Origin of the sequence: Pseudomonas sp. SL4(2022), assembly GCF_026625725.1 — a bacterium.
Lineage (GTDB): Bacteria > Pseudomonadota > Gammaproteobacteria > Pseudomonadales > Pseudomonadaceae > Aquipseudomonas.
The window spans coordinates 3,236,787-3,256,956 of record NZ_CP113060.1 but is presented as its reverse complement, the minus strand read 5'-3'; the positions used below and the strand labels follow the sequence as shown (position 1 = coordinate 3,256,956).

22 protein-coding genes are annotated in these 20,170 nt (G+C 55.6%); 2 read left to right on the top strand and 20 right to left on the bottom strand.

The genetic code is table 11. The annotated features are described in order from the left end of the window. Positions 1-68: 68 nt before the first annotated feature. Positions 69-1,613: a flagellar hook-length control protein FliK gene (locus tag OU997_RS15390; protein WP_267807375.1), complete on the top strand. Its 1,545-nt coding sequence runs from the start codon at positions 69-71 to the stop codon at positions 1,611-1,613. Continuing rightward, a complete protein-coding gene (locus tag OU997_RS15385) occupies positions 1,610-1,936 on the top strand; it encodes an EscU/YscU/HrcU family type III secretion system export apparatus switch protein (RefSeq protein WP_108490502.1) in 327 nt (108 codons plus the stop codon). The genes OU997_RS15390 and OU997_RS15385 overlap by 4 nt, the downstream gene beginning before the upstream one ends. A gap of 23 nt (positions 1,937-1,959) precedes the next feature. Here the strand turns inward: OU997_RS15385 and OU997_RS15380 are convergent, their stop codons facing one another. From OU997_RS15380 to fliN, 20 genes are all read right to left on the bottom strand, one after another. Continuing rightward, positions 1,960-2,364, bottom strand: a complete 405-nt coding sequence (locus OU997_RS15380) for a DUF2802 domain-containing protein (RefSeq protein WP_108490501.1) — start codon at positions 2,362-2,364, stop codon at positions 1,960-1,962. A 3-nt stretch (positions 2,365-2,367) separates the two neighbouring features. Next, the gene (locus tag OU997_RS15375) at positions 2,368-2,847 is read right to left on the bottom strand and encodes a chemotaxis protein CheW (RefSeq protein WP_108490500.1); all 480 of its coding nucleotides are present in this window, start codon (positions 2,845-2,847) and stop codon (positions 2,368-2,370) included. Positions 2,848-2,952: 105 nt separating this feature from the next. Next, the gene (locus OU997_RS15370) at positions 2,953-3,789 is read right to left on the bottom strand and encodes a CheW domain-containing protein (RefSeq protein ID WP_267807373.1); all 837 of its coding nucleotides are present in this window, start codon (positions 3,787-3,789) and stop codon (positions 2,953-2,955) included. An 87-nt stretch (positions 3,790-3,876) separates the two neighbouring features. Then, positions 3,877-4,665 (bottom strand): ParA family protein, encoded by a 789-nt coding sequence (locus tag OU997_RS15365; RefSeq protein WP_267807371.1) that lies wholly within the window; start codon positions 4,663-4,665, stop codon positions 3,877-3,879. Between the two features lie 50 nt (positions 4,666-4,715). Continuing rightward, entirely contained in the window at positions 4,716-5,585 is an 870-nt protein-coding gene (motD, locus tag OU997_RS15360; RefSeq protein WP_108490498.1) for a flagellar motor protein MotD, read from the bottom strand. Between the two features lie 12 nt (positions 5,586-5,597). Beyond that, on the bottom strand, positions 5,598-6,338 hold the full coding sequence (locus OU997_RS15355; protein ID WP_108490497.1) for a flagellar motor protein: 741 nt from the start codon (positions 6,336-6,338) through the stop codon (positions 5,598-5,600). Beyond that, positions 6,338-7,453 (bottom strand): protein-glutamate methylesterase/protein-glutamine glutaminase, encoded by a 1,116-nt coding sequence (locus OU997_RS15350; protein WP_108490496.1) that lies wholly within the window; start codon positions 7,451-7,453, stop codon positions 6,338-6,340. The genes OU997_RS15355 and OU997_RS15350 overlap by 1 nt, the downstream gene beginning before the upstream one ends. A gap of 43 nt (positions 7,454-7,496) precedes the next feature. Further along, positions 7,497-9,743: a chemotaxis protein CheA gene (locus OU997_RS15345; protein WP_267807368.1), complete on the bottom strand. Its 2,247-nt coding sequence runs from the start codon at positions 9,741-9,743 to the stop codon at positions 7,497-7,499. Positions 9,744-9,755: 12 nt separating this feature from the next. Further along, entirely contained in the window at positions 9,756-10,544 is a 789-nt protein-coding gene (locus OU997_RS15340) for a protein phosphatase CheZ (RefSeq protein WP_108490494.1), read from the bottom strand. A 19-nt stretch (positions 10,545-10,563) separates the two neighbouring features. After that, positions 10,564-10,938 (bottom strand): chemotaxis response regulator CheY, encoded by a 375-nt coding sequence (locus tag OU997_RS15335; RefSeq protein WP_177480012.1) that lies wholly within the window; start codon positions 10,936-10,938, stop codon positions 10,564-10,566. 97 nt (positions 10,939-11,035) lie between these two features. After that, on the bottom strand, positions 11,036-11,782 hold the full coding sequence (gene fliA, locus OU997_RS15330) for an RNA polymerase sigma factor FliA (RefSeq protein WP_108490492.1): 747 nt from the start codon (positions 11,780-11,782) through the stop codon (positions 11,036-11,038). Then, positions 11,779-12,609 (bottom strand): flagellar synthesis regulator FleN, encoded by an 831-nt coding sequence (gene fleN / locus OU997_RS15325; protein WP_177480010.1) that lies wholly within the window; start codon positions 12,607-12,609, stop codon positions 11,779-11,781. The genes fliA and fleN overlap by 4 nt, the downstream gene beginning before the upstream one ends. Positions 12,610-12,686: 77 nt before the next feature. Further along, positions 12,687-13,994, bottom strand: coding sequence for a flagellar biosynthesis protein FlhF (flhF, locus tag OU997_RS15320; protein ID WP_267807363.1), 1,308 nt, complete (start codon positions 13,992-13,994; stop codon positions 12,687-12,689). A gap of 15 nt (positions 13,995-14,009) precedes the next feature. Further along, a complete protein-coding gene (gene flhA / locus OU997_RS15315; RefSeq protein WP_267809918.1) occupies positions 14,010-16,133 on the bottom strand; it encodes a flagellar biosynthesis protein FlhA in 2,124 nt (707 codons plus the stop codon). Positions 16,134-16,267: 134 nt separating this feature from the next. Beyond that, positions 16,268-17,404 carry a flagellar biosynthesis protein FlhB gene (gene flhB / locus OU997_RS15310; RefSeq protein ID WP_108490489.1) on the bottom strand — a complete coding sequence of 379 codons (1,137 nt, stop codon included), beginning with the start codon at positions 17,402-17,404 and terminating at the stop codon, positions 16,268-16,270. Continuing rightward, positions 17,405-18,181, bottom strand: coding sequence for a flagellar biosynthetic protein FliR (gene fliR / locus OU997_RS15305; RefSeq protein ID WP_108490488.1), 777 nt, complete (start codon positions 18,179-18,181; stop codon positions 17,405-17,407). It lies immediately after the preceding gene. A 1-nt stretch (position 18,182) separates the two neighbouring features. Further along, complete coding sequence (gene fliQ, locus OU997_RS15300; protein ID WP_090252096.1) at positions 18,183-18,452, bottom strand: flagellar biosynthesis protein FliQ; 270 nt, start codon at positions 18,450-18,452, stop codon at positions 18,183-18,185. A 2-nt stretch (positions 18,453-18,454) separates the two neighbouring features. Continuing rightward, positions 18,455-19,240 (bottom strand): flagellar type III secretion system pore protein FliP, encoded by a 786-nt coding sequence (gene fliP / locus OU997_RS15295; protein WP_108490487.1) that lies wholly within the window; start codon positions 19,238-19,240, stop codon positions 18,455-18,457. Beyond that, on the bottom strand, positions 19,240-19,671 hold the full coding sequence (gene fliO / locus OU997_RS15290; RefSeq protein WP_108490486.1) for a flagellar biosynthetic protein FliO: 432 nt from the start codon (positions 19,669-19,671) through the stop codon (positions 19,240-19,242). The genes fliP and fliO overlap by 1 nt, the downstream gene beginning before the upstream one ends. A 2-nt stretch (positions 19,672-19,673) precedes the next feature. Then, on the bottom strand, positions 19,674-20,144 hold the full coding sequence (gene fliN / locus OU997_RS15285) for a flagellar motor switch protein FliN (RefSeq protein ID WP_267807358.1): 471 nt from the start codon (positions 20,142-20,144) through the stop codon (positions 19,674-19,676). Positions 20,145-20,170 lie beyond the last annotated feature (26 nt).

The following is a 20,170-nucleotide window of genomic DNA, read 5'->3' as shown; positions in this document are numbered from 1 at the left end:
GGGGCGCGATTATACATGCCCAACTGCGCCTGCCGCAGCGGGCATTTTCGACAGGGTGTAACCCGCCAATGAGCGAAATCAGCAGCCCGCGGCCTATTGCGCCAACGCCCCCCAGCAGCCGCCCCAGCGCTGTCGCGGCGGATCTGGCAGTGAAACTGTTACAGCCCATGCAAGGCTTGCTGGCCAGTGGCGAAACCGCCAAGGCCGAAGTTATCGCCCTCAAGGAAGTGGCGCAAAGTTTTCAAATGCTGCTCAAACTGACCCTGAGCAACGGCAGCCAGACCACCCTGGAAGCCGCTAGCCCGCGCCCGCTGGCTCAGGGCACATCTGTAACCGTAACCGCCCTATCGGAAACCCGCCTGGCACTGTCCGTACTGCTGGGTGGTGACAAGCCTCTGACCAGCCTGGACCTCGACCAATTGCCCGTTGGCACCCTGCTGCAGGGCAAGGTAGTGGCCCGCGAACAATTGCTGCAGGGCCGCTCGCAACAGGTGATCTACAAGGTGCTGGTCAGCTTGCTCAATACTCCGCTGGCTGGCAGCAAGCTGTCGCTGGAAACCCCACTGGCACTGCCTTTGGGTAGCCTGCTCAGCGCTCAGGTGCAGGGCAGCCAGGCGCTGAATTTCCTACCCCTGAGTGGCCGCCTTGACCAACTTGCCCTGAGCCAGCAGCTGAGCAGCCAAAGCAATCGCCAGGGCGCCCTTGAAGGGCTGTTTGGCGCCCTGCAAGGACTGCGCGGCAACGCCGAGATGAGTGAAGGTCTGCGTACCAGTATCGACAAACTCTTCGGCGCATTACCCGACACGACTCAACTGAGCACTGCAAAAGGCCTGGCGGCGGCCTTGGAAAACAGTGGCATTCTGTTGGAGAGTAAACTCCTTGGAGGTCAGGGCCAGTCGATGCCGACCGACCTCAAGGCCAACTTGCTGCGCCTGATCACACAACTATTACCCAATATGCCCGCCGGCGCATTGCTTAGCGCAACCAATGCCGGCTCAGCGCTGGCGCAAGCCATGCCAACCCTGGCACGCGACCTGCTCAGCAGCCTCGGAAAGTCCAGCAGTCGCCAACAGGCGCTGAGTTTTCCATTGCCCTCACGAATCCTGCAGGGCATGGAAGACGACAGTGATCTGGAGGCCCTACTGAAGCTCGCCGCGGCCGCCATCTCGCGCCTGCAAACCCATCAGCTTTCCAGCCTGGCACAAAGCCAGGTCGGCCCAGACGGCAACCTGCTCACCACCTGGCAACTTGAATTGCCCATGCGCAACCAGCAAGAGCTGGTGCCTTTGCAAATCAAAATCCAGCGTGATGAAAGCAAGCCAACCAACAAACCTGGAAAAAAGGAAATTCTGTGGAAGGTCGAACTGGCCTTTGACCTAGACCCTCTAGGCCCCCTGCAAGTTCAAGCACAACTGGCGCAGGGCCGTCTATCCAGCCAGCTTTGGGCAGAACGAAACAGCACCGTCAACTTGATCGATGCAGAACTGGACAATCTGCGCCAACGCCTGAATAGCGCCGGCGTGCAAGTCGGCGAACTGGCATGTTCACTGGGTATTCCTCCGCGCGGCCCCCGCACGACCCTGGAACAACGTTGGGTAGATGAAACCGCATGAAAAAGACCACGCCACGCCAGGCCATCGCCCTCACCTATGACGGCCAGAATGCACCGGTGCTCAGCGCCAAAGGCGATGACGAGCTGGCCGAAGCCATTTTGGCGATCGCCCGCGAATATGAAGTACCGATCTACGAAAACGCCGAACTGGTGCGCCTGTTGGCGCGCCTGGAACTGGGCGAAGCAATTCCCGAACAGCTGTATCGCTGCATCGCGGAAATAATCGCCTTTGCCTGGTACCTGAAGGGGAAAGCGCCGACCAGCAACGAACATGACACGGATATCACGCCGCCCCTGCGCCTATTGGAAGGGCCGGCACATTGAGAGTTACTTGAGGATTGGGAAAATCAGGAACGCTGCAGTTTGGCCTGATGCATCTTGCTGACCAATTCCGCCTCAGCCTTGCTCAGGCCGCAGGACTGGGTCAGGTCATCCACACTGGCGCCCATGCCAGCCAGTCGCGCAGCCTGGGTAAATGACAGACTGCTGGGGTCACGCTGCTCAATCTGATTGAGCTTGTCCGGCAGAGGCGCAACAACTCTGCGCAACTCATGCAACTCTTCACCCATCTGCACGCTGCCAGTGAGATAAGCATCCAGTCGCCGACTTAGCTCCTTGAGCCGCCGATCACGTAGCGCATCACGCTCGCCTTGCAGCTTGATGGCCTCACGCAGCTGCCGGGTCAACCAGATGCATGCAGCGACCAGCCCCAGACAAACCAGGGCCACCGTGACCAGCAGCGCATCAAGCATGACTTAGATGCTCTCCAGCTCAGACCACTCTTCTTCGCTCATCATCTTGTCCAACTCAACCAGAATCAGCAACTCACCGTTCTTGTTGCACACGCCCTGGATAAACTTGGCGGACTCGTCATTACCCACGTTTGGCGCAGTTTCTACCTCGGATTGGCGCAGATAAACCACTTCGGCCACGCTGTCGACGAGGATGCCGATCACCTGCTTGTCGGCTTCAATGATCACGATGCGAGTGTTATCCGTGACCTCACTGGAATCGAGACCGAAACGCTGGCGGGTGTCGATCACGGTAACCACATTGCCGCGCAGGTTGATGATGCCCAGTACATAACTCGGAGCACCTGGCACAGGAGCAATCTCGGTGTAACGCAACACCTCTTGAACCTGCATCACATTGATGCCGTAGGTTTCGTTGTCCAGGCGGAATGTCACCCACTGCAGGATCGGATCTTCAGAACCTTGTGCAGAACTTTTCTTCATGTTCCTAGCCTCGTCATGAACCGCTCGCGGCGGCGATCACGGGTTAATGCCCCGCTGTCATTACTATAGTTGCAAAGCTGCAGTCATCGCACAGCTCAGTGTTATTCAATGTGCTCGACTGGATGCCATGCGCTTGGCGGCGCCACTGGCAATCAGCTCGGCCAGGGATGCAATATCCAGCAACGCACACATATGCTCGATGACAGTGCCGGCTAGCCATGGACGCTGCGTTCGCTGGCTGCGCCATTTAACCTCATTAGGATCAAGGCGAATCGAGCGACTCACCTGATGCACCGCCAAGCCCCACTCATACCCTTGAACAGAAATCACATACTGCAAACCCTCACGAAAATCGTCGCGATAGCGGTCAGGCATAACCCAGCGTGCGGTATCCAGAACCTTCAAGTTGCCTGCCTGGCTTGGCAATATGCCGAGGAACCATTCTGGCTGCCCAAAAAGAGGCGTGAGCTCCTGACCGGCCAGAGGATAAATCGACCCCAGGCAAACCAAAGGTACTGCCAGCGTTAGACCCGCCACATCAAACAGCAGGCACTCAAAGGACTCTTGCGCCCATTCGGGACGCCCCTGACGACCGGACTCTGGAATGGCCAACAAAGCATGAACAGCATCAGACTCAACAACGATGGGTTGCGCACTATCAATAGAAGGCGCGGCATACTCTACCGCCACTTCTGGCATGGGCATGTCGAACGTCGGCAAAACCAAGGATCGCGGTGCAAGCTCAACCAGAGGCTTGGCAATTTCAGCCTGACGAACAAGGCGCGCGTCACGCACCTGCTCTTCCAGTACCGCCGCTTCAAACTCATCCAGAGTAGTGCTTTCAGCCAGCTCTAACTCGCTTACAGCATCGCGCAACAAGCCATCCAGGTAGGACTGTAAAGCCAGTTGCGGACGTGTAGCAGTGGCAAGGGGACGACTCATGAACACAACCCACAATAACAATCTGTAGAGACTATCGGCCGCTCTTGCGACAGACTTGAGCCCAGGCATTCAGCATAGCCCTGCACCTTAAGCGACCTGCGCTGCGATCTGCTGCGATAGCAGGTGTTTAAGCAGCGCACGGTAGGCAATCACGCCACGGCTATTGTTATCAAACTGTGAAGGCGTAAGCCCTGCCCTGCTGGCATCACGCAGACGTGTATCAACTGGGATATAGGCTGGCCACAGATGATCTGGATAGCTGTTGCGCAGCACCCGCAAAGTTCCCATAGAGGCCTGTGTGCGCCGATCGAACAGTGTCGGCACAATGGTGTAAGGCAGAGCTTGTTGGCGCGATCGGTTGATCATCGCCAACGTATTGACCATGCGCTCCAGGCCTTTAACCGCAAGAAACTCAGTCTGCACCGGAATAACCAACTGCTGGCTGGCGGCCAGTGCATTGACCATTAGCACGCCCAGCAAAGGCGGACTATCAATGACAGCATGATCAAAGTCCTGCCAAAGCTGTGCCAGACTTTTGGAAATAACCAGCCCAAGACCGCTCTGCCCGGGAGACTGACGCTCAAGGGTGGCCAGCGCAGTACTCGACGGCAGCAGAGAAATACGCTCATGACTGGTCGTACGCAGCAACTGCTCAGGCAAGCCACGGGGCACTGAACCTTGATGCTGAAATAGATCAAAACAGCTGTGCTCGAGGCTATCCGGATCATGCCCGAAATAGCTGGTCATAGAGCCATGCGGGTCGAGATCAACCACAACTACGCGCTTGCCAGCATCGGCCAACAGACCTGCCAGTGCGATTGATGTGGTGGTTTTACCGACACCACCTTTTTGATTGGCTACTGCCCAGACTCTCATCGTTATCATCCTCCCGGTACAGCTGCAGCCAAACCGAGAACGGGGCCACCCTATGGGGCCGGCGACGGGGGATTGACGGCTCCCGCTTGCGGAGCCGGCGCTATCGGAGCATTAGCAGGTTGCGTGCCAGCTCTTTGCAGAGCCTGATCAGGCTTTGCATTGGCGCTGCCCACTCCACTGACACTTCGGCGCACATCAAGATTGCGCGATATCACCAGAACCACCCGACGATTACGACCACGGCCTTCAGCAGTAGTGTTATCGGCCACTGGCTGAAACTCGCCATAACCAACCGCGGCCAGACGTCCAGGATTCACACCGTCCATGCTCAGCATACGCACGATGCTCGCCGCTCGCGCTGCTGACAACTCCCAGTTACTCGGGAACTGCGCGGTCTGAATCGGCAGATTATCGGTAAAGCCTTCAACATGAATCGGATTTTCATAAGGCGCCAGTATTTTGGCGACCTTCTCAATGATGTCGAAAGCAGCATTGTTAGGGATCGCATCACCACTGGTAAACAACAAACTGGAGCTGAGCTCGATCTCGATCCACAACTCGTTACCACTGACCTTGAGCTGCTCGGACTGAATCAGATCACCAAAAGCCTCGCGCACACTATTGGCAATGCTTTCCAATGAATCGGCGGCTGACAAGGTGCTATCTTCATCAACCAGAGAGCGGTCGGGCTCGGTTGTACGCGGCCGCTCATCCCCAACGGGAATAGGCTTGATAGCACGATCTGGCTGATTGAACACGCCGGTCAGACTGTCCGAGAGAATTTTGTACTTGCCCTCGTTGATCGAGGAGATTGAATACATCACCACAAAAAATGCGAATAGCAGGGTGATGAAGTCGGCATAGGAAACAAGCCAACGCTCATGGTTTTCATGTTCTTCTTGGTGACGCCTGCGGGCCATATAGTGCCTCCATCAATCCATAAAGCCTTGCAGCTTTAATTCGATGGAGCGAGGGTTCTCGCCCTCGGCAATCGACAGGAGACCTTCCAGCAACATCTCACGATACCGCGACTGGCGCTGAGCGATGGCCTTGAGTTTGTTACCGATAGGCAATAACAACAGGTTGGCGAAACCGACACCGTAAATAGTGGCAACAAATGCCACTGCTATGCCGCTGCCCAACATACTCGGGTCAGCCAGGTTACCCATTACATGGATCAACCCCATAACAGCACCGATAATTCCTATGGTGGGAGCGTACCCCCCCATACTTTCAAAAACTTTAGCTGCCTGGATATCACGCCCTTCCTGAGTGTAAAGATCAACCTCAAGGATACTGCGTATTGCCTCCGGCTCTACACCATCGACCAGCAACTGAAGACCTTTGCGGGCATAAGGGTCAGGCTCAGCATCCGCCACGGCCTCCAACCCCAATAAACCTTCCTTGCGAGCCGTCATACTCCAACCGACTACACGGTTGATGCCACCTTGCAAATCAACGCGTGGCGGAAAGAAAATCCAGCTTATGATTGCCAGAGCACGCTTGAAGACGTTAACCGGAGCCTGCAGGAACGCAGCCCCCAGTGTACCGCCGACCACTATCAACGCAGCCGGCCCATTCAGAAGGGCAGCCGCATGACCACCTTCCAGATAATTGCCGCCTAAGATGGCCACAAAAGCCAGAATGACCCCAATTAGGCTCAATACATCCATTAACCACAGGCCTCAACCAGATGCCTGCCGATATCATCAAGCGAGTAAACAGCATCTGCCAAGTTGGCCTTAACGATAGCCATCGGCATACCGTAGATCACACAGCTTGCCTCGTCCTGAGCCCAGACCTGGCTTCCGACTTGTTTAAGCAGACGAGCGCCCTCGCGACCGTCTGCACCCATCCCAGTCAAAACTACAGCCAATACCTTATCGGCATACGACTTCGCCACGGATCCAAAAGTGATATCAACACAGGGCTTGTAATTGAGCCGTTCATCACCAGGCAGAATCTTTACTACCCCCCTGGCATCAACCATCATCTGTTTACCACCGGGAGCAAGCAAAGCCAATCCGGGACGCAACGTATCACCGTCTTCGGCCTCTTTGACACTAATCCGACAAAGCTTATCAAGGCGTTCAGCAAACGCTTTCGTAAATGCAGCAGGCATATGCTGAATTAAAACGATTGGGGCTGGAAAATTAGCGGGCAACTGAGTCAACACGCGTTGCAATGCAACCGGCCCACCAGTTGACGTGCCGATGGCCACCAACTTATAGGGTTTCCGTTTTGGAGCCGCCGCGACTGCAGCCTGCACGGGTGTTGCAGCAGAGACCGGCCTACCGGGCGAGGCAGTTGTTAAAGGACGAGAAGCGGGTTTTACCGGATTCGGCGCAGGCGCCACAATTGAGGGCGCGGGCGTGCTGAAATTCCGGCGATTACTGCGCGCAATTGTATGAATTTTCTCGCATAGCAACTGTTTAACGCGCTCTGGATTGCGCGAAATGTCTTCAAAATTCTTGGGAAGAAAATCAACCGCTCCCGCTTCAAGCGCATCCAAGGTAACCCGAGCGCCTTCATGCGTCAGTGAAGAAAACATCAAGACCGGTGTTGGGCAACGCTGCATGATGTTACGAACAGCCGTAATGCCATCCATCATGGGCATTTCATAGTCCATGGTGATGACATCAGGCTTGAGTGTCTGCGCCTGCTCGATGGCTTCACGGCCATTGGTAGCAGTACCAATGACCTGAATGTTTGGATCAGCCGAAAGAATTTCAGATACACGCCGGCGGAAAAATCCGGAGTCGTCCACCACCAACACCTTAACAGCCATAACCACTCCTAAACGGTACGACAGACAGCTGCATCACGAACAATCACATACGTCGTGCGTAACGTTTGAGCATGCTCGGTACATCAAGAATAAGAGCGATGCGACCATCGCCTGTAATTGTTGCACCCGACATACCCGGAGTGCCCTGCAGCATCTTGCCAAGAGGCTTGATAACCACTTCCTCCTGCCCAACCAGCTGATCGACAACAAAGCCTATTCGCTGACTGCCAACAGACAGAATAACCACATGACCTTCACCCTGCTCGACATGTGCAGCACTGCCAATTAACCAGCGCTTGAGGTAAAACAAAGGCAAGGCCTTATCGCGAACAATCACCACTTCCTGACCATCAACAACGTTGGTACGCGATAAATCAAGGTGAAAGATTTCGTTAACATTCACCAATGGGAAAGCAAATGCCTGATTGGCCAACATCACCATTAACGTAGGCATGATTGCTAGTGTTAATGGCACCTTGATAACAATCTTCGAGCCCTGCCCCTTCACCGAGAACACATTTACGGTGCCATTGAGCTGGGAAATTTTGGTCTTCACCACGTCCATGCCCACGCCGCGGCCCGACACATCGGATATTTCTGTCTTGGTCGAAAAGCCCGGGGCGAAAATCAAGTTGTAGCATTCAAACTCATTTAAGCGATCAGCTGCGTCCTTATCCAACAATCCCTTTTCTACAGCCTTGGCACGCAACACGTCAGCATCCATACCTTTGCCGTCATCAGAAATCGACAGCAGGATATGATCACCCTCCTGCTCAGCAGACAACACGACCTTGCCACCACGTGCCTTACCCGACGCCTCGCGCTCTTCTGGAGTTTCAATGCCATGATCGACCGCATTGCGCACCAAGTGCACAAGCGGATCAGCCAGTGCTTCAACGAGGTTCTTGTCGAGATCCGTCTCCTCCCCGACCAATTCAAGATTGATCTCTTTCTTCAGGCTTCTGGCCAAATCACGAACCAGGCGCGGGAAGCGACCGAAAACTTTCTTGATTGGCTGCATGCGGGTTTTCATAACAGCAGTTTGCAAATCTGCCGTTACGACATCGAGGTTTGATACAGCCTTCGACATCGCTTCATCGCCACTACTGGAGCCCAAACGAACCAAACGGTTACGCACCAGCACCAGCTCACCCACCATATTCATGATTTCGTCCAGCCGCGCAGTGTCAACGCGCACCGTGGTTTCAGCTTCGCTCGGGGGCGCAGCTTTATCTGCCACGGGTGCAGCGGGCGCAGAAGCTTTGGCTGTTTCAACCTTGGGGGCAGGCTTAGCTGCGGGCTTGGCAGCCACAACTGCAGGCTTCACGGGCTCTGCAGCTTTAGGCTCCGGCGCAGCGGCTACAGGTTTAATCGCTTCAGGCTCGACAAACTTGCCCTTACCGTGAAGCTGATCCAACAGTGCCTCAAATTCATCGTCAGTAATGTCTTCGCCAGGAACCTCGGACACCTGGGCAACCTTGGGGGCCGGTGTGTCTTCGACCGGAGCAGGTGGGACAAACTGACCCTTACCGTGTAATTGATCGAGCAGCGACTCAAACTCATCATCGGTAATTTCATCACTACTGGTGGCTGCTGCCGGCGCTGCAGAGGCCGGCACGGCGGCTGGAACATTTGCTTCAGCGACGAATTGACCCTTGCCATGCAGTTGATCGAGCAGTGACTCGAACTCATCATCGGTGATTTCGTCACTGCTGGCTGTTTCGGGCGTAACGGTGTCGACGCTGCCGCCATCAAGAGCGCCCAACAGCTGCTCGAACTCACTGTCAGTGATATCAGAACCTGCACTTGCGGCCTCTGCAACCGCTACTTCCTCAACGACCTCAATTGCTTCTGCGGCCGGTTCGACTAAAGGTTCCTCGCCGGCAACCTCTTCAGAACCTGCCGGCTCCGCTAGACGAGACAACGCTGCGAGTAACTCGGGAGATGCGGGTGTCAGCTCCGTCCGCTCACGCACTTCAGTGAACATGCCGTTGACCGCATCAAGAGCTTCCAGCACTACGTCCATCAATGCCGAATCAACACGCCGCTCACCCTTACGAAGGATGTCGAAAACGTTTTCTGCGATATGGCAACATTCAACCAGCTCGTTGAGCTGGAGAAAACCGGCACCACCTTTGACGGTATGAAACCCGCGAAAAATAGCGTTGAGCAGATTCATGTCGTCCGGGCGACTTTCCAGCTCTACGAGCTGTTCGGACAGTAATTCAAGAATCTCGCCGGCCTCTACCAGGAAGTCCTGGAGGATTTCTTCATCGGCGCCGAAGCTCATATAGACGTGCTCCTAAAATCCCAGGCTGGAAAGCAGATCGTCAACATCATCCTGATTCGATGCGACGTCTTCACGCTTATCGGCATGAATCTGCGGACCTTCACCACGAGAAGGCTCTTTTTGTTCTTCTCGCTCGGCACGGAGCAATTCGTGGTTATGCTCAATACCGGCAATCTGATCGACTGAACTGGCCATAATCACCAGTTTCAACAGATTACTTTCAACCTCGGTCACCAACTGGGTAACCCGCTTGATTACCTGACCTGTCAGGTCTTGGAAGTCTTGCGCCAGAAGAATGTCGTTCAAATGCGAAGACAGCTTGGCCCCGTCTCGCTCGCTACGCGCAAGAAACAACTCAACTCGCTTGGCCAACTCTCGAAAACCATCAGCACTCATTTCGCGGCGCATGAAACGCCCCCAGTCGGTGCTCAAATTGTGCGCCTCATCAGCCAGATCATTCACCAGCGGAGCGCTCTGCTCGACCAAATCCATGGTGCGATTGGCCGCTTTTTCGGTCATCGTCACAACATAGTTAAGACGCTCAGTTGCATCAGTAATTTGAGAGATTTCGGTTGCATGAGGTACGCGTGGGTCAAGCTGAAAATTCACAATGGCATTGTGTAGCTCACGGGTCAGTTTGCCGACTTCGTGATACAAGCCGCGGTCACGCGCTTTGTTGAGCTCATGTATCAGCTGTACCGCTTCACCAAAATTGCCCTGTTCCAGGCTGTCTACCAATTGGCGAGCGTTGTATTTCAGGGTTGACTCAAGGTCACCGTGAACGGAATCTTTATGTTCCATAGCACCCTCGTGGCAGACATCAGCCGTTGACTCGCTCAAAAATCTTTTCGATCTTTTCTTTCAGAACCTGCGCAGTAAACGGCTTAACCACATAGCCATTTACTCCAGCCTGAGCTGCCTCAATGATCTGATCGCGCTTAGCTTCAGCAGTCACCATCAACACGGGCAGTGTTTTCAGGCGATCATCCGCACGTACGGCGCGCAGTAGATCAATTCCCGTCATGCCGGGCATGTTCCAGTCAGTCACCAAAAAGTCGAAGCTGCCGCTCTGCAACATCGGCAGAGCAGTAGTGCCATCGTCAGCCTCTGCGGTATTGGTGAACCCCAAATCACGCAGGAGGTTCTTGATGATCCGTCGCATCGTTGAAAAGTCATCAACGATGAGGATTTTCATGTTCTTGTCCAAGTCGACCTCCGTACAGTCCCAAACGCACCCAGCACTCTGTGCGCGTCTTTAATCGTGAAACCGGCCCAGCGTTAGCAAATTCAACTCAATGTGCGCGCCAATCAGCCAGTCGAGCACGCAAACGAGCAGCACACTGACTGTGTAGTTGGCTTACACGAGATTCGCTAACCCCCAGTACTTCGCCGATTTCCTTAAGATTTAATTCTTCATCGTAATATAGCGCTAACACCAGGCGTTCGCGCTCCGGCAGATTGGCAATAGCATCAGCCAAAGCTGCTTGAAAGCGTTGATCTTCCAGATCACGAGAAGGCTCAAGACAGTTAATGCTCGCGTCTTCACCTACTCCACTGTGTTCACCATCCAGCAACAGGTCATCAAAACTGAACAAGCGACTACCCAGCGTGTCGCCAAGGATGCCGTAGTAATCTTCGAGACTCAATTGGAGTTCGGCCGCAACCTCTTGATCTTTAGCGTCACGACCCGTTCTGGACTCAATCACGCGAATCGCATCGCTAACCATACGACTGTTGCGATGCACCGAGCGCGGTGCCCAGTCACCTTTACGTACTTCATCAAGCATAGATCCGCGGATGCGGATGCCAGCAAATGTTTCGAAACTGGCACCTTTGCTGGAATCGTATTTTTTTGACGCTTCAAGCAGTCCGATCATCCCGGCCTGGATCAGATCATCAACTTGCACATTGGCCGGTAAGCGTGCCAGCAGATGGTAGGCAATACGCTTGACCAAAGGCGCATAACGCTCGATCAACTGGTGCTGGGAGTCCTGCGCCTGCGCCTTGCTATACATACGAAGTCCAGAGGCTGCTGTCATGTGGCCGTGTCCGCGATCGGTTGGTGCACCAGGCGTTCAACAAAAAACTCTAAATGGCCACGCGGGTTGGCTGGTAAAGGCCAGGCGTCAACTTTCTGAGCTATTGCTTTGAACGCCAACGCACACTTCGAACGCGGGAAGGCTTCATATACCGCACGCTGTTTCTGTACGGCCTTACGGACTGACTCATCATAGGGAACGGCACCAACATACTGCAGAGCCACATCAAGAAAGCGATCAGTCACCTTGGTCAGCTTAGCAAACAGGTTACGACCTTCCTGTGGGCTGTGCGCCATATTGGCCAGTACACGGAAACGATTCATACCGTGGTCACGGTTGAGCAACTTGATCAACGCGTAGGCATCAGTAATCGACGTAGGCTCATCACACACGACCACCAGCACTTCCTGGGCCGCACGAACAAAACTGACTACGCCATCACCGATACCGGCAGCAGTATCAATAATCAGCACATCAAGGTTATCACTGATGTCACTGAAGGCTTGAATCAGCCCAGCATGCTGCATGGGGGACAGCTGCACCATGCTCTGAATACCGGATGCTGCCGGTACGATTCGAATGCCACCCGGCCCCTGCAACAGCACATCACGCAGTTCACACTCACCACTGATAACGTCTTCCAGGGTGCGCTTGGCACTCAAGCCCAGCAACACATCGACGTTAGCCAGGCCCAGGTCAGCGTCCATCAACATTACCCTGCGCCCAAGGTCAGCCAGAGCCAATGCCAGGTTCACCGAGACATTGGTCTTGCCGACGCCACCTTTGCCGCCGGTTACTGCAATCACCTGAACGGGATGCATACCCATATTATCTACACACCTTGTCTAACTTCGACTGGAGCCACTTTAGCCGGTCAGGCCTACCACAAACCGAAAGGAACCTTTTAACTGACACGTCGCGCGGACTGCTGGTAAAGACCGGCAAACATCTCTGCCATTGTATCTTCGCTAGGATCCTGGGTTGCCTGCAGCCCTACGGCACGACTGACCAGCTGATGACTGCGAGGCACCTGTAAATCATCAGGAATTCGTGGCCCATCAGCGAGATAGGCTACCGGTAGACGCTGCGTAATAGCCAGCCCTAATACCTCGCCCAGGCTGGTTGCCTCGTCCGCCTTAGTGACAATACAGCCTGCCAACCCACAGCGCTTATAACTATGGTAGGCGGCTTTCAGCACTTGGCCCTGGCTAGTGGCCGCCATTACCAGATAATTTTTTGCGTTGACGCCGCGGCTGGCCAGTGTTTCCAGTTGCATGCGCAAAGCGGGATCGTTGGCTGGAAGGCCAGCCGTATCAATCAGCACCACGCGCTTGCGTGCCAAAGGCGCCAGAGCCTGGGTCAGTGACTGGCCAGGATCCACCAGGGTCACCGAAACATTAAGAATGCGCCCCAGGGTCTTGAGTTGTTCCTGCGCCCCGATGCGGTAGCTGTCCAGGCTGACCAACGCAATATGCTGCGCGCCGTGCTTGAGGACATAACGCGCGGCCAATTTAGCCAGAGTCGTGGTCTTGCCCATCCCGGCCGGCCCCACCAAAGCGATAACGCCACCCTCATCCATCGGTTCCTGCTTCGGCGTTTTGATCGCATGGGCCAGGTGCGCCAGCAGCATGCGCCAGGCCTGGCGCGGCTCGGCCACGTTGGCAACGCGCTCCAGCAGGACTTTGGACAGTTCGGCTGACAGCCCCATACGCTGCAGGCGACGCCACAGATTAGCCTGTTGCGGGCGACGACTTTGCAACTGGCCCCAGGCAATCGAACCCAACTGAACTTCTATCAACTCACGCAGCCCGTGCAACTCAAAGCGCATGGCATCCAGTGCATGCTGATCAGTCCCGGCGGCGGGCGGTATAGGCGTGCGGGATTTGCGCATAACGGCTGCGAGACTATCGGCAGGCAACTCCAGCTCTGCGCCAAACAACTGGCGATCCTTACCGGCATCTACCTTGGCACGGGTAGTCAGTTCGGCCTGCGCAGTGGCGATTTTCGCCTGAGTCTTGCGCAATTCAGCCTCCAGGGCTGGATTAGGCTGACGCGCTGGCGCTGCCGGCACCTGATAGTCCAGCGCCGCAGTCAGTTCGACACCGCCAGCTACGCGGCGATTGCCAATGATCGAGGCATCGGCACCCAGCTCATCACGCACCAATTTCATGGCAGTGCGCATATCGGCGGCGAAAAAGCGTTTGACCTGCATGGCCTGTGACCTCGGTTAGTTCTGCCCCACCGTCGCAACGATGGTGACCTGCTTGTTGTCCGGAATTTCCTGGTATGCCAGTACATGGATACTCGGAACCGCCAGCCGCGCGAATCGCGAGAGCATCGCCCGGACCGGGCCGGCAACCAGCAGAATCACTGGTTTGCCAAGCATTTCCTGGCGCTGCGCTGCTTCCACTAGGGAACGTTGCAGCTTCTCGGCCATGCCTGGCTCTAGAAGAATGCCATCCTCAGAGCCTTGACCGGCTTTCTGAATACTATTGAGCAATATCTGTTCCAACCTGGGTTCCAAGGTGATGACAGGCAGTTCCAGCTCTAGTCCCACAATGCTTTGCACAATTGCGCGAGACAGTGACACACGCACGGCAGCCACCATCGCGGCGGGATCTTGACTCTTCACGGCCACGTTGGCGATGGCCTCAGCAATGGTCCGGATATCACGTACCGGTACCTGTTCCTGCAACAGAACCTGCAGCACCTTGAGTAAGGTCGACAGGGAAATCATTCCCGGCACCAGTTCCTCAGCCAATTTAGGCGAGGTCTTGGCCAGCAACTGCATCAGTTGCTGCACTTCCTCGTGCCCGAGCAGTTCGTGAGCGTGCTTGTGCAGCACTTGATTGAGGTGAGTGGCAACAACTGTGCTGGCGTCCACCACGGTGTAGCCGAGAGACTGCGCCTGATCTCGTTGGCTGGGGTCGATCCACACCGCTTCCAGGCCAAATGCCGGGTCCTTGGCGGCGATACCATTGAGTGGTCCGAATACCTGACCGGGGTTGATTGCCAGCTCACGGTCCGGATACACCTCGGCCTCGGCCACACTCACGCCCATGAGCGTCAACCGGTAGGCGTTGGGCTGCAAATCCAGGTTGTCGCGAATGTGCACCGAGGGCATGAGAAAACCCATTTCCTGGGAGAGCTTCTTGCGCACGCCCTTGATCCGCGCCAGCAGCTGGCCACCCTGGTTACGGTCAACCAGCGGAATCAGCCGATAACCCACTTCCAGCCCCACCATGTCGACCGGCGTTACATCATCCCAGCCCAGCTCTTTGACTTCCTGAGCTTTCTGCGTCGGCAGCAACTCCTGCTGACGCTGCACTTCCTTCACCTCTTCTTCTTTGACCACACGCTGCTTGTTGGCAATCCAGTAGGCAGCCCCTGCTGCAATCAAGCCAAGGCCGATGAAGAAGAAGTGCGGCATGCCGGGCACCATGCCCATGATGATCATAATGATGGCAGTCACGGCCAGTGCCCGTGGCGAGGCGAACATCTGCCGGTTGACCTGCGCCCCCATGTCCTCAGAACTGGACACACGCGTGACCATGATGGCAGCGGCCGTTGATAACAACAGCGAAGGGATCTGCGCCACCAGACCATCACCAATGGTCAACAAGGTGTAGATTTTGCCGGCCTCAGCGAACGGCAGACCATGTTGCAAAACACCGATGGCAATACCACCGATGAGGTTGATGAACAGAATCAACAGGCCGGCGATGGCATCGCCGCGGACAAATTTGCTGGCACCGTCCATCGAACCGTAGAAGTCGGCTTCTTGAGACACTTCCGAGCGGCGCTTCTTGGCCTCAGCCTGATCAATCAAGCCAGCGTTGAGGTCGGCATCAATCGCCATCTGCTTGCCTGGCATGGCATCGAGGGTAAAACGGGCGCTGACTTCCGAGATCCGTCCGGCACCTTTGGTGACCACGACGAAGTTGATGATCATCAGAATGGCAAACAGCACAATACCGACCACATAGTTGCCACCGATCAGCACCTCACCAAAGGCCTGGATCACCTGCCCGGCAGCAGCATGGCCCTCGTGACCATGCATCAACACCACCCGTGTAGACGCGACGTTGAGTGCCAAACGCAACAGCGTGGCCGCCAGCAACACCGTGGGAAACACGGCGAAGTCCAGAGGACGCAAAGCATAAATACTGACCAACAACACCACAATCGACAGCGCAATGCTGAAGGTAAACAGCACATCGAGGAGAAACGGCGGAATCGGCAACATGACCATGCTGAGCATGACCAGCAACAGCAGAGGAATACCCAGGTTGCCCTGTTTCAACCCTGCCAGGTTGCTGCGAACATCACCGATCATTTGCGAGCGATCTATTGCCACACCACTACCCCAAGACCATTCAATCTTTTGACGCTATGCGCGCCTTTGAGGAGGGTTTTGCAAGAAGCTGTCCAACTTCCCCGTACCGCAGCAAAACAGGCACGGACTCGCAGCAACAGCAGACGCTATTACTCGTCGCGGCGTAAATCCGGAGGGATCGGTAGCTCCGGCAACGGCGCCGGGCGTTTGCCCTTGCCTGCCTGGTGCTGACGCAGCTGATAGACGTAGGCGAGCACCTGGGCAATGGCCAGGTACAGGCCTGCCGGAATTTCCTGATCCAGCTCGGTGGAATAGAACACGGCGCGCGCCAACGCAGGCGACTCCAGCACCATGACCTTGTGCTCATTGGCAATTTCGCGAATTTTCAACGCCGTAAAATCACCGCCCTTGGCCAGCAGAACCGGCGCACTGCCTTTGGCCGGATCGTACTTCAGGGCCACGGCAAAGTGCGTCGGGTTGGTAATCACCACATCAGCGTCGGGTACCGCCTGCATCATGCGCCGCTCAGCCATCTCACGCTGCAACTGCCGAATCCGCTGTTTGACCTCGGGCTTGCCCTCGCTGTCTTTGTACTCATCAATGACCTCCTGCTTGGTCATCATCAGCTTCTGCTTGTTACTCCAGAGCTGAAACGGCACATCCACCGCAGCAATCAGAATCAACCCACAGGACATCCACAAAGCACTCCAGCCCACCACCGTGGCCGAGTGTAAAATGGCCGCCTCAATCGGCTCATGAACAATCGCCAACAGGTCGTCCTGCCAAGCAGCCAACACCGCAATACCCACCAGCAGGATGAGCGTGAACTTGGCCAAGGCCTTGAGCAATTCCACCAGCGCATCAGTGGAGAACATACGCTTGAGCCCCGACAAGGGGTTCATGCGACTAAGTTTGGGGGCCATCGCCTCCGCGGAAAACAGCCAACCACCCAGTGAGATGGGGCCCACAATTGACACGATCAACAGCAACATAAACAGCGGAAACAAGGCTTCCAGGGCTAGCTGACCAGACGCAGCCAACCATAGCGCCATACTGCGCTCGTCCATGACGACATCCCGTGACAACGAGAAATTGCCGCGCATGATGTCCAGCATCGCGTTGCCCATGCTGGCGCCGAATGCCAGCAGGCCGCCGAAGCCCGCCAGTGTCACAGCCAAGGTATTAAGTTCTCTGGAGCGGGCAATCTGACCTTTTTCACGGGATTCGCGCAGGCGTTTCTCCGTGGGTTCCTCACTTTTGTCAGCACCACTCTCGGACTCCGCCACTTAACGCGCCCCCGCCATTTCCCGGAGAAACTGTAAGGCTTCAGTGGCAAATACCTGATACTGCGCAAGGATATCGGCCATGCCAATCCAGACGATTACCATGCCGAGTACCAACGTGAGCGGAAAACCGATGGAGAAGATATTCAGCTGCGGTGCCGCGCGGGTCATGACCCCAAACGCCAGATTGACCACCAGCAGCGCGGTAATTGCAGGGAGCACAAGCAGCAGCGCAGCGCCCAGTACCCAGCTCAGCTTGTGGGCAATCTCCCAATAGTTTTCCACCAGAAAACCACCCCCGACAGGCAAGGTGAAGAAACTCTCGGTGAGCACCTCGAAGACCACCAGATGACCATTCATGGCAAGAAACAACAGGGTCACCAGAATCATGAACACCTGACCGATCACCGGCACCGAAATCCCGTTGGCAGGATCAATCATCGAGGCAAAACCAAGCCCCATCTGGATCGCCACAATCTGCCCGGCAATCACGAATACCTGAAAGAACAACTGCAGGACAAAGCCCAGCATCATGCCAATCAGAATTTCCTGGGCAATCCAGATAAAGGCTTGCAGATTGATCGCATCCACTACCGGCATCGGCGGCAGTGTCGGCATGATCACCAGACAGATGGCCAAGGCCAGGTAGAGACGAACCCTGGCAGTAACCAACTGAGTACCGATAATTGGCATAAACATCAGCAGCGCCGCGATACGAAACAGTGGCAGCAAGAAGCTACCGACCCATGCCCCGATCTGCTCGTTGCTTAATTCGAGCATGTCAGCCGATCAACATCGGGATGTTCATGATCAGATTCTCGGTGTACTCCATCAGCTCACGCACCAGCCAGGGACCGGCAAAAATCAGCACCAACAGAATGACCAACAGCCTCGGCAGAAAACTCAAGGTCTGTTCGTTGATTTGAGTGGCCGCCTGAAACATCGCCACCAGCAAACCAACAATCAGACTGGGTACCACCAGAATGCCGACAATCATGGCTGTCAGCCATAAAGCATCACGCACCAGATCAACAGCCACTTCAGGGGTCATGGCTATGTCCCTCCGAAGCTGGCGGCCAGGGTGCCCATGATCAACGCCCAGCCATCAATCAGCACAAACAGCATGATCTTGAAGGGCAACGAAATGATCAGCGGCGACAGCATCATCATGCCCATTGCCATCAGAATACTGGCCACCACCATGTCGATGATCAGGAATGGGATAAAAATCATGAAACCGATCTGGAAAGCAGTTTTCAGCTCCGAAGTCACAAACGCCGGAATCAGAATGGTCAACGGTGTCGCTTCCGGGCTGGCGATATCGGTACGTTTGGACAGCCGCACGAACAGCTCCAGGTCGCTCTCGCGGGTCTGCGCCAGCATGAAATTCTTGATCGGCACTTCCGCCTTGAGGATCGCCTCTTGTGCGGGTAGTTGCTCGTTCAGGTAGGGTTGCAAAGCATCGCGGTTAATCTGATCAAACACCGGCGCCATGATGAACATGGTCAAAAACAGCGCCAACCCCACCAGAATCTGATTCGACGGGGTCTGCTGCAGACCCAGAGCCTGGCGCAGAATTGAGAAGACGATGATGATTCGGGTAAAGCTGGTCATCAGCATGAGGAACGCAGGAATGAAACTCAACGCCGTCATGATCAGCAGGATCTGCAGGCTGACGGAGTACTCCTGTTGCCCCTCAGTATCCGTGCTCAGGGTAATGGCCGGAATCGACAGCGGATTACTGCCCGATTGAATCAACGTGCTGACAGCCGGCGGATCAGCTGCGAACGCCAACGATGCCCCCAGGCTGAACAGCAACACCAGCAACAAACGCAGCATCAAGACTTGTCCTTCTGATCCTTGCCCAACAGCTCCATCAGGCGCTGGGCAAATTCGGTCGAGGCCGGCTGCGCATCAGGCAAATGCACAGGCTCTTTCAACACATGCAAGGCCGTAATGGTGCCTGGCGTCAGCCCCAGCAGCACCTGCTCGCCTCCCACCTGCACCAGCACCAGGCGATCACGCGGCCCAAGCGGCTGAGTAGCCAGCACGCTGATCACTTGCCCGCCACGTGGCACGATCTGCTGAACCCGACGCATGACCCAGGCCAGCAGAAAAATCAGTCCGATGACCAGTAACAGCCCCAGCAGCAGCTGCACCACCTGCCCGCCCATACTGCTACCAACGAGCGGTGCGGTGGTTTGAGTCACGGGTTCGGCTGCAAACACCACTGATGGTGCAAGCAAGCAGAGGAAGAGAGCTTTACGCATGATCAACGCAGCTTCTTGATGCGTTCGCTGGGACTGATCACATCAGTCAGGCGGATACCAAACTTCTCGTTCACCACCACCACCTCGCCATGGGCGATCAGGGTGCCATTGACCAGAACATCCAGCGGTTCACCTGCCAGACGATCCAGTTCGATCACCGACCCCTGGTTAAGCTGCAGCAGGTTGCGGATGGTGATATCGGTATTACCCACTTCCATGGAAATCGACACCGGAATATCCAGGATCACATCCAGGTTCGGGCCGTCCATGTTCACCGGCAGGTTCACCTTGGGCGCGCTGTTGAACTCCTCCATCGGCGCACGTGGGGCCGCTGGCACCGGATCACTGGCGGCAAGCATGGCATCGATATCATCCTGGCCGGCGTCGCCTGCCTCGGACAATGCCGCCGCCCACTCATCGGCAAGCGCCTGTTCCTCGGGGGAAGTGGCTTCGTTTTCGTTTTCGTCTGCCATCGTTTTTCCTCGGCTGGCGTTGAATG

Bases quoted from the DNA above. Each gene is read 5' to 3' on its own strand.
- OU997_RS15380 (WP_108490501.1), bottom strand. From the start codon at position 2,364: ATGCTTGATGCGCTGCTGGTCACGGTGGCCCTGGTTTGTCTGGGGCTG.
- fliQ (WP_090252096.1), bottom strand. From the start codon at position 18,452: ATGACCCCTGAAGTGGCTGTTGATCTGGTGCGTGATGCTTTATGGCTG.
- OU997_RS15385 (WP_108490502.1), top strand. From the start codon at position 1,610: ATGAAAAAGACCACGCCACGCCAGGCCATCGCCCTCACCTATGACGGC.
- OU997_RS15350 (WP_108490496.1), bottom strand. From the start codon at position 7,453: ATGGCTGTTAAGGTGTTGGTGGTGGACGACTCCGGATTTTTCCGCCGG.
- OU997_RS15340 (WP_108490494.1), bottom strand. From the start codon at position 10,544: ATGGAACATAAAGATTCCGTTCACGGTGACCTTGAGTCAACCCTGAAA.
- OU997_RS15365 (WP_267807371.1), bottom strand. From the start codon at position 4,665: ATGAGAGTCTGGGCAGTAGCCAATCAAAAAGGTGGTGTCGGTAAAACC.
- OU997_RS15370 (WP_267807373.1), bottom strand. From the start codon at position 3,789: ATGAGTCGTCCCCTTGCCACTGCTACACGTCCGCAACTGGCTTTACAG.
- fliA (WP_108490492.1), bottom strand. From the start codon at position 11,782: ATGACAGCAGCCTCTGGACTTCGTATGTATAGCAAGGCGCAGGCGCAG.
- OU997_RS15355 (WP_108490497.1), bottom strand. From the start codon at position 6,338: ATGGATGTATTGAGCCTAATTGGGGTCATTCTGGCTTTTGTGGCCATC.
- fleN (WP_177480010.1), bottom strand. From the start codon at position 12,609: ATGGGTATGCATCCCGTTCAGGTGATTGCAGTAACCGGCGGCAAAGGT.
- OU997_RS15345 (WP_267807368.1), bottom strand. From the start codon at position 9,743: ATGAGCTTCGGCGCCGATGAAGAAATCCTCCAGGACTTCCTGGTAGAG.
- fliP (WP_108490487.1), bottom strand. From the start codon at position 19,240: ATGCTGCGTTTGTTGCTGGTGTTGCTGTTCAGCCTGGGGGCATCGTTG.
- motD (WP_108490498.1), bottom strand. From the start codon at position 5,585: ATGGCCCGCAGGCGTCACCAAGAAGAACATGAAAACCATGAGCGTTGG.
- flhF (WP_267807363.1), bottom strand. From the start codon at position 13,994: ATGCAGGTCAAACGCTTTTTCGCCGCCGATATGCGCACTGCCATGAAA.
- OU997_RS15335 (WP_177480012.1), bottom strand. From the start codon at position 10,938: ATGAAAATCCTCATCGTTGATGACTTTTCAACGATGCGACGGATCATC.
- fliR (WP_108490488.1), bottom strand. From the start codon at position 18,181: ATGCTCGAATTAAGCAACGAGCAGATCGGGGCATGGGTCGGTAGCTTC.
- fliN (WP_267807358.1), bottom strand. From the start codon at position 20,144: ATGGCAGACGAAAACGAAAACGAAGCCACTTCCCCCGAGGAACAGGCG.
- OU997_RS15375 (WP_108490500.1), bottom strand. From the start codon at position 2,847: ATGAAGAAAAGTTCTGCACAAGGTTCTGAAGATCCGATCCTGCAGTGG.
- OU997_RS15390 (WP_267807375.1), top strand. From the start codon at position 69: ATGAGCGAAATCAGCAGCCCGCGGCCTATTGCGCCAACGCCCCCCAGC.
- fliO (WP_108490486.1), bottom strand. From the start codon at position 19,671: ATGCGTAAAGCTCTCTTCCTCTGCTTGCTTGCACCATCAGTGGTGTTT.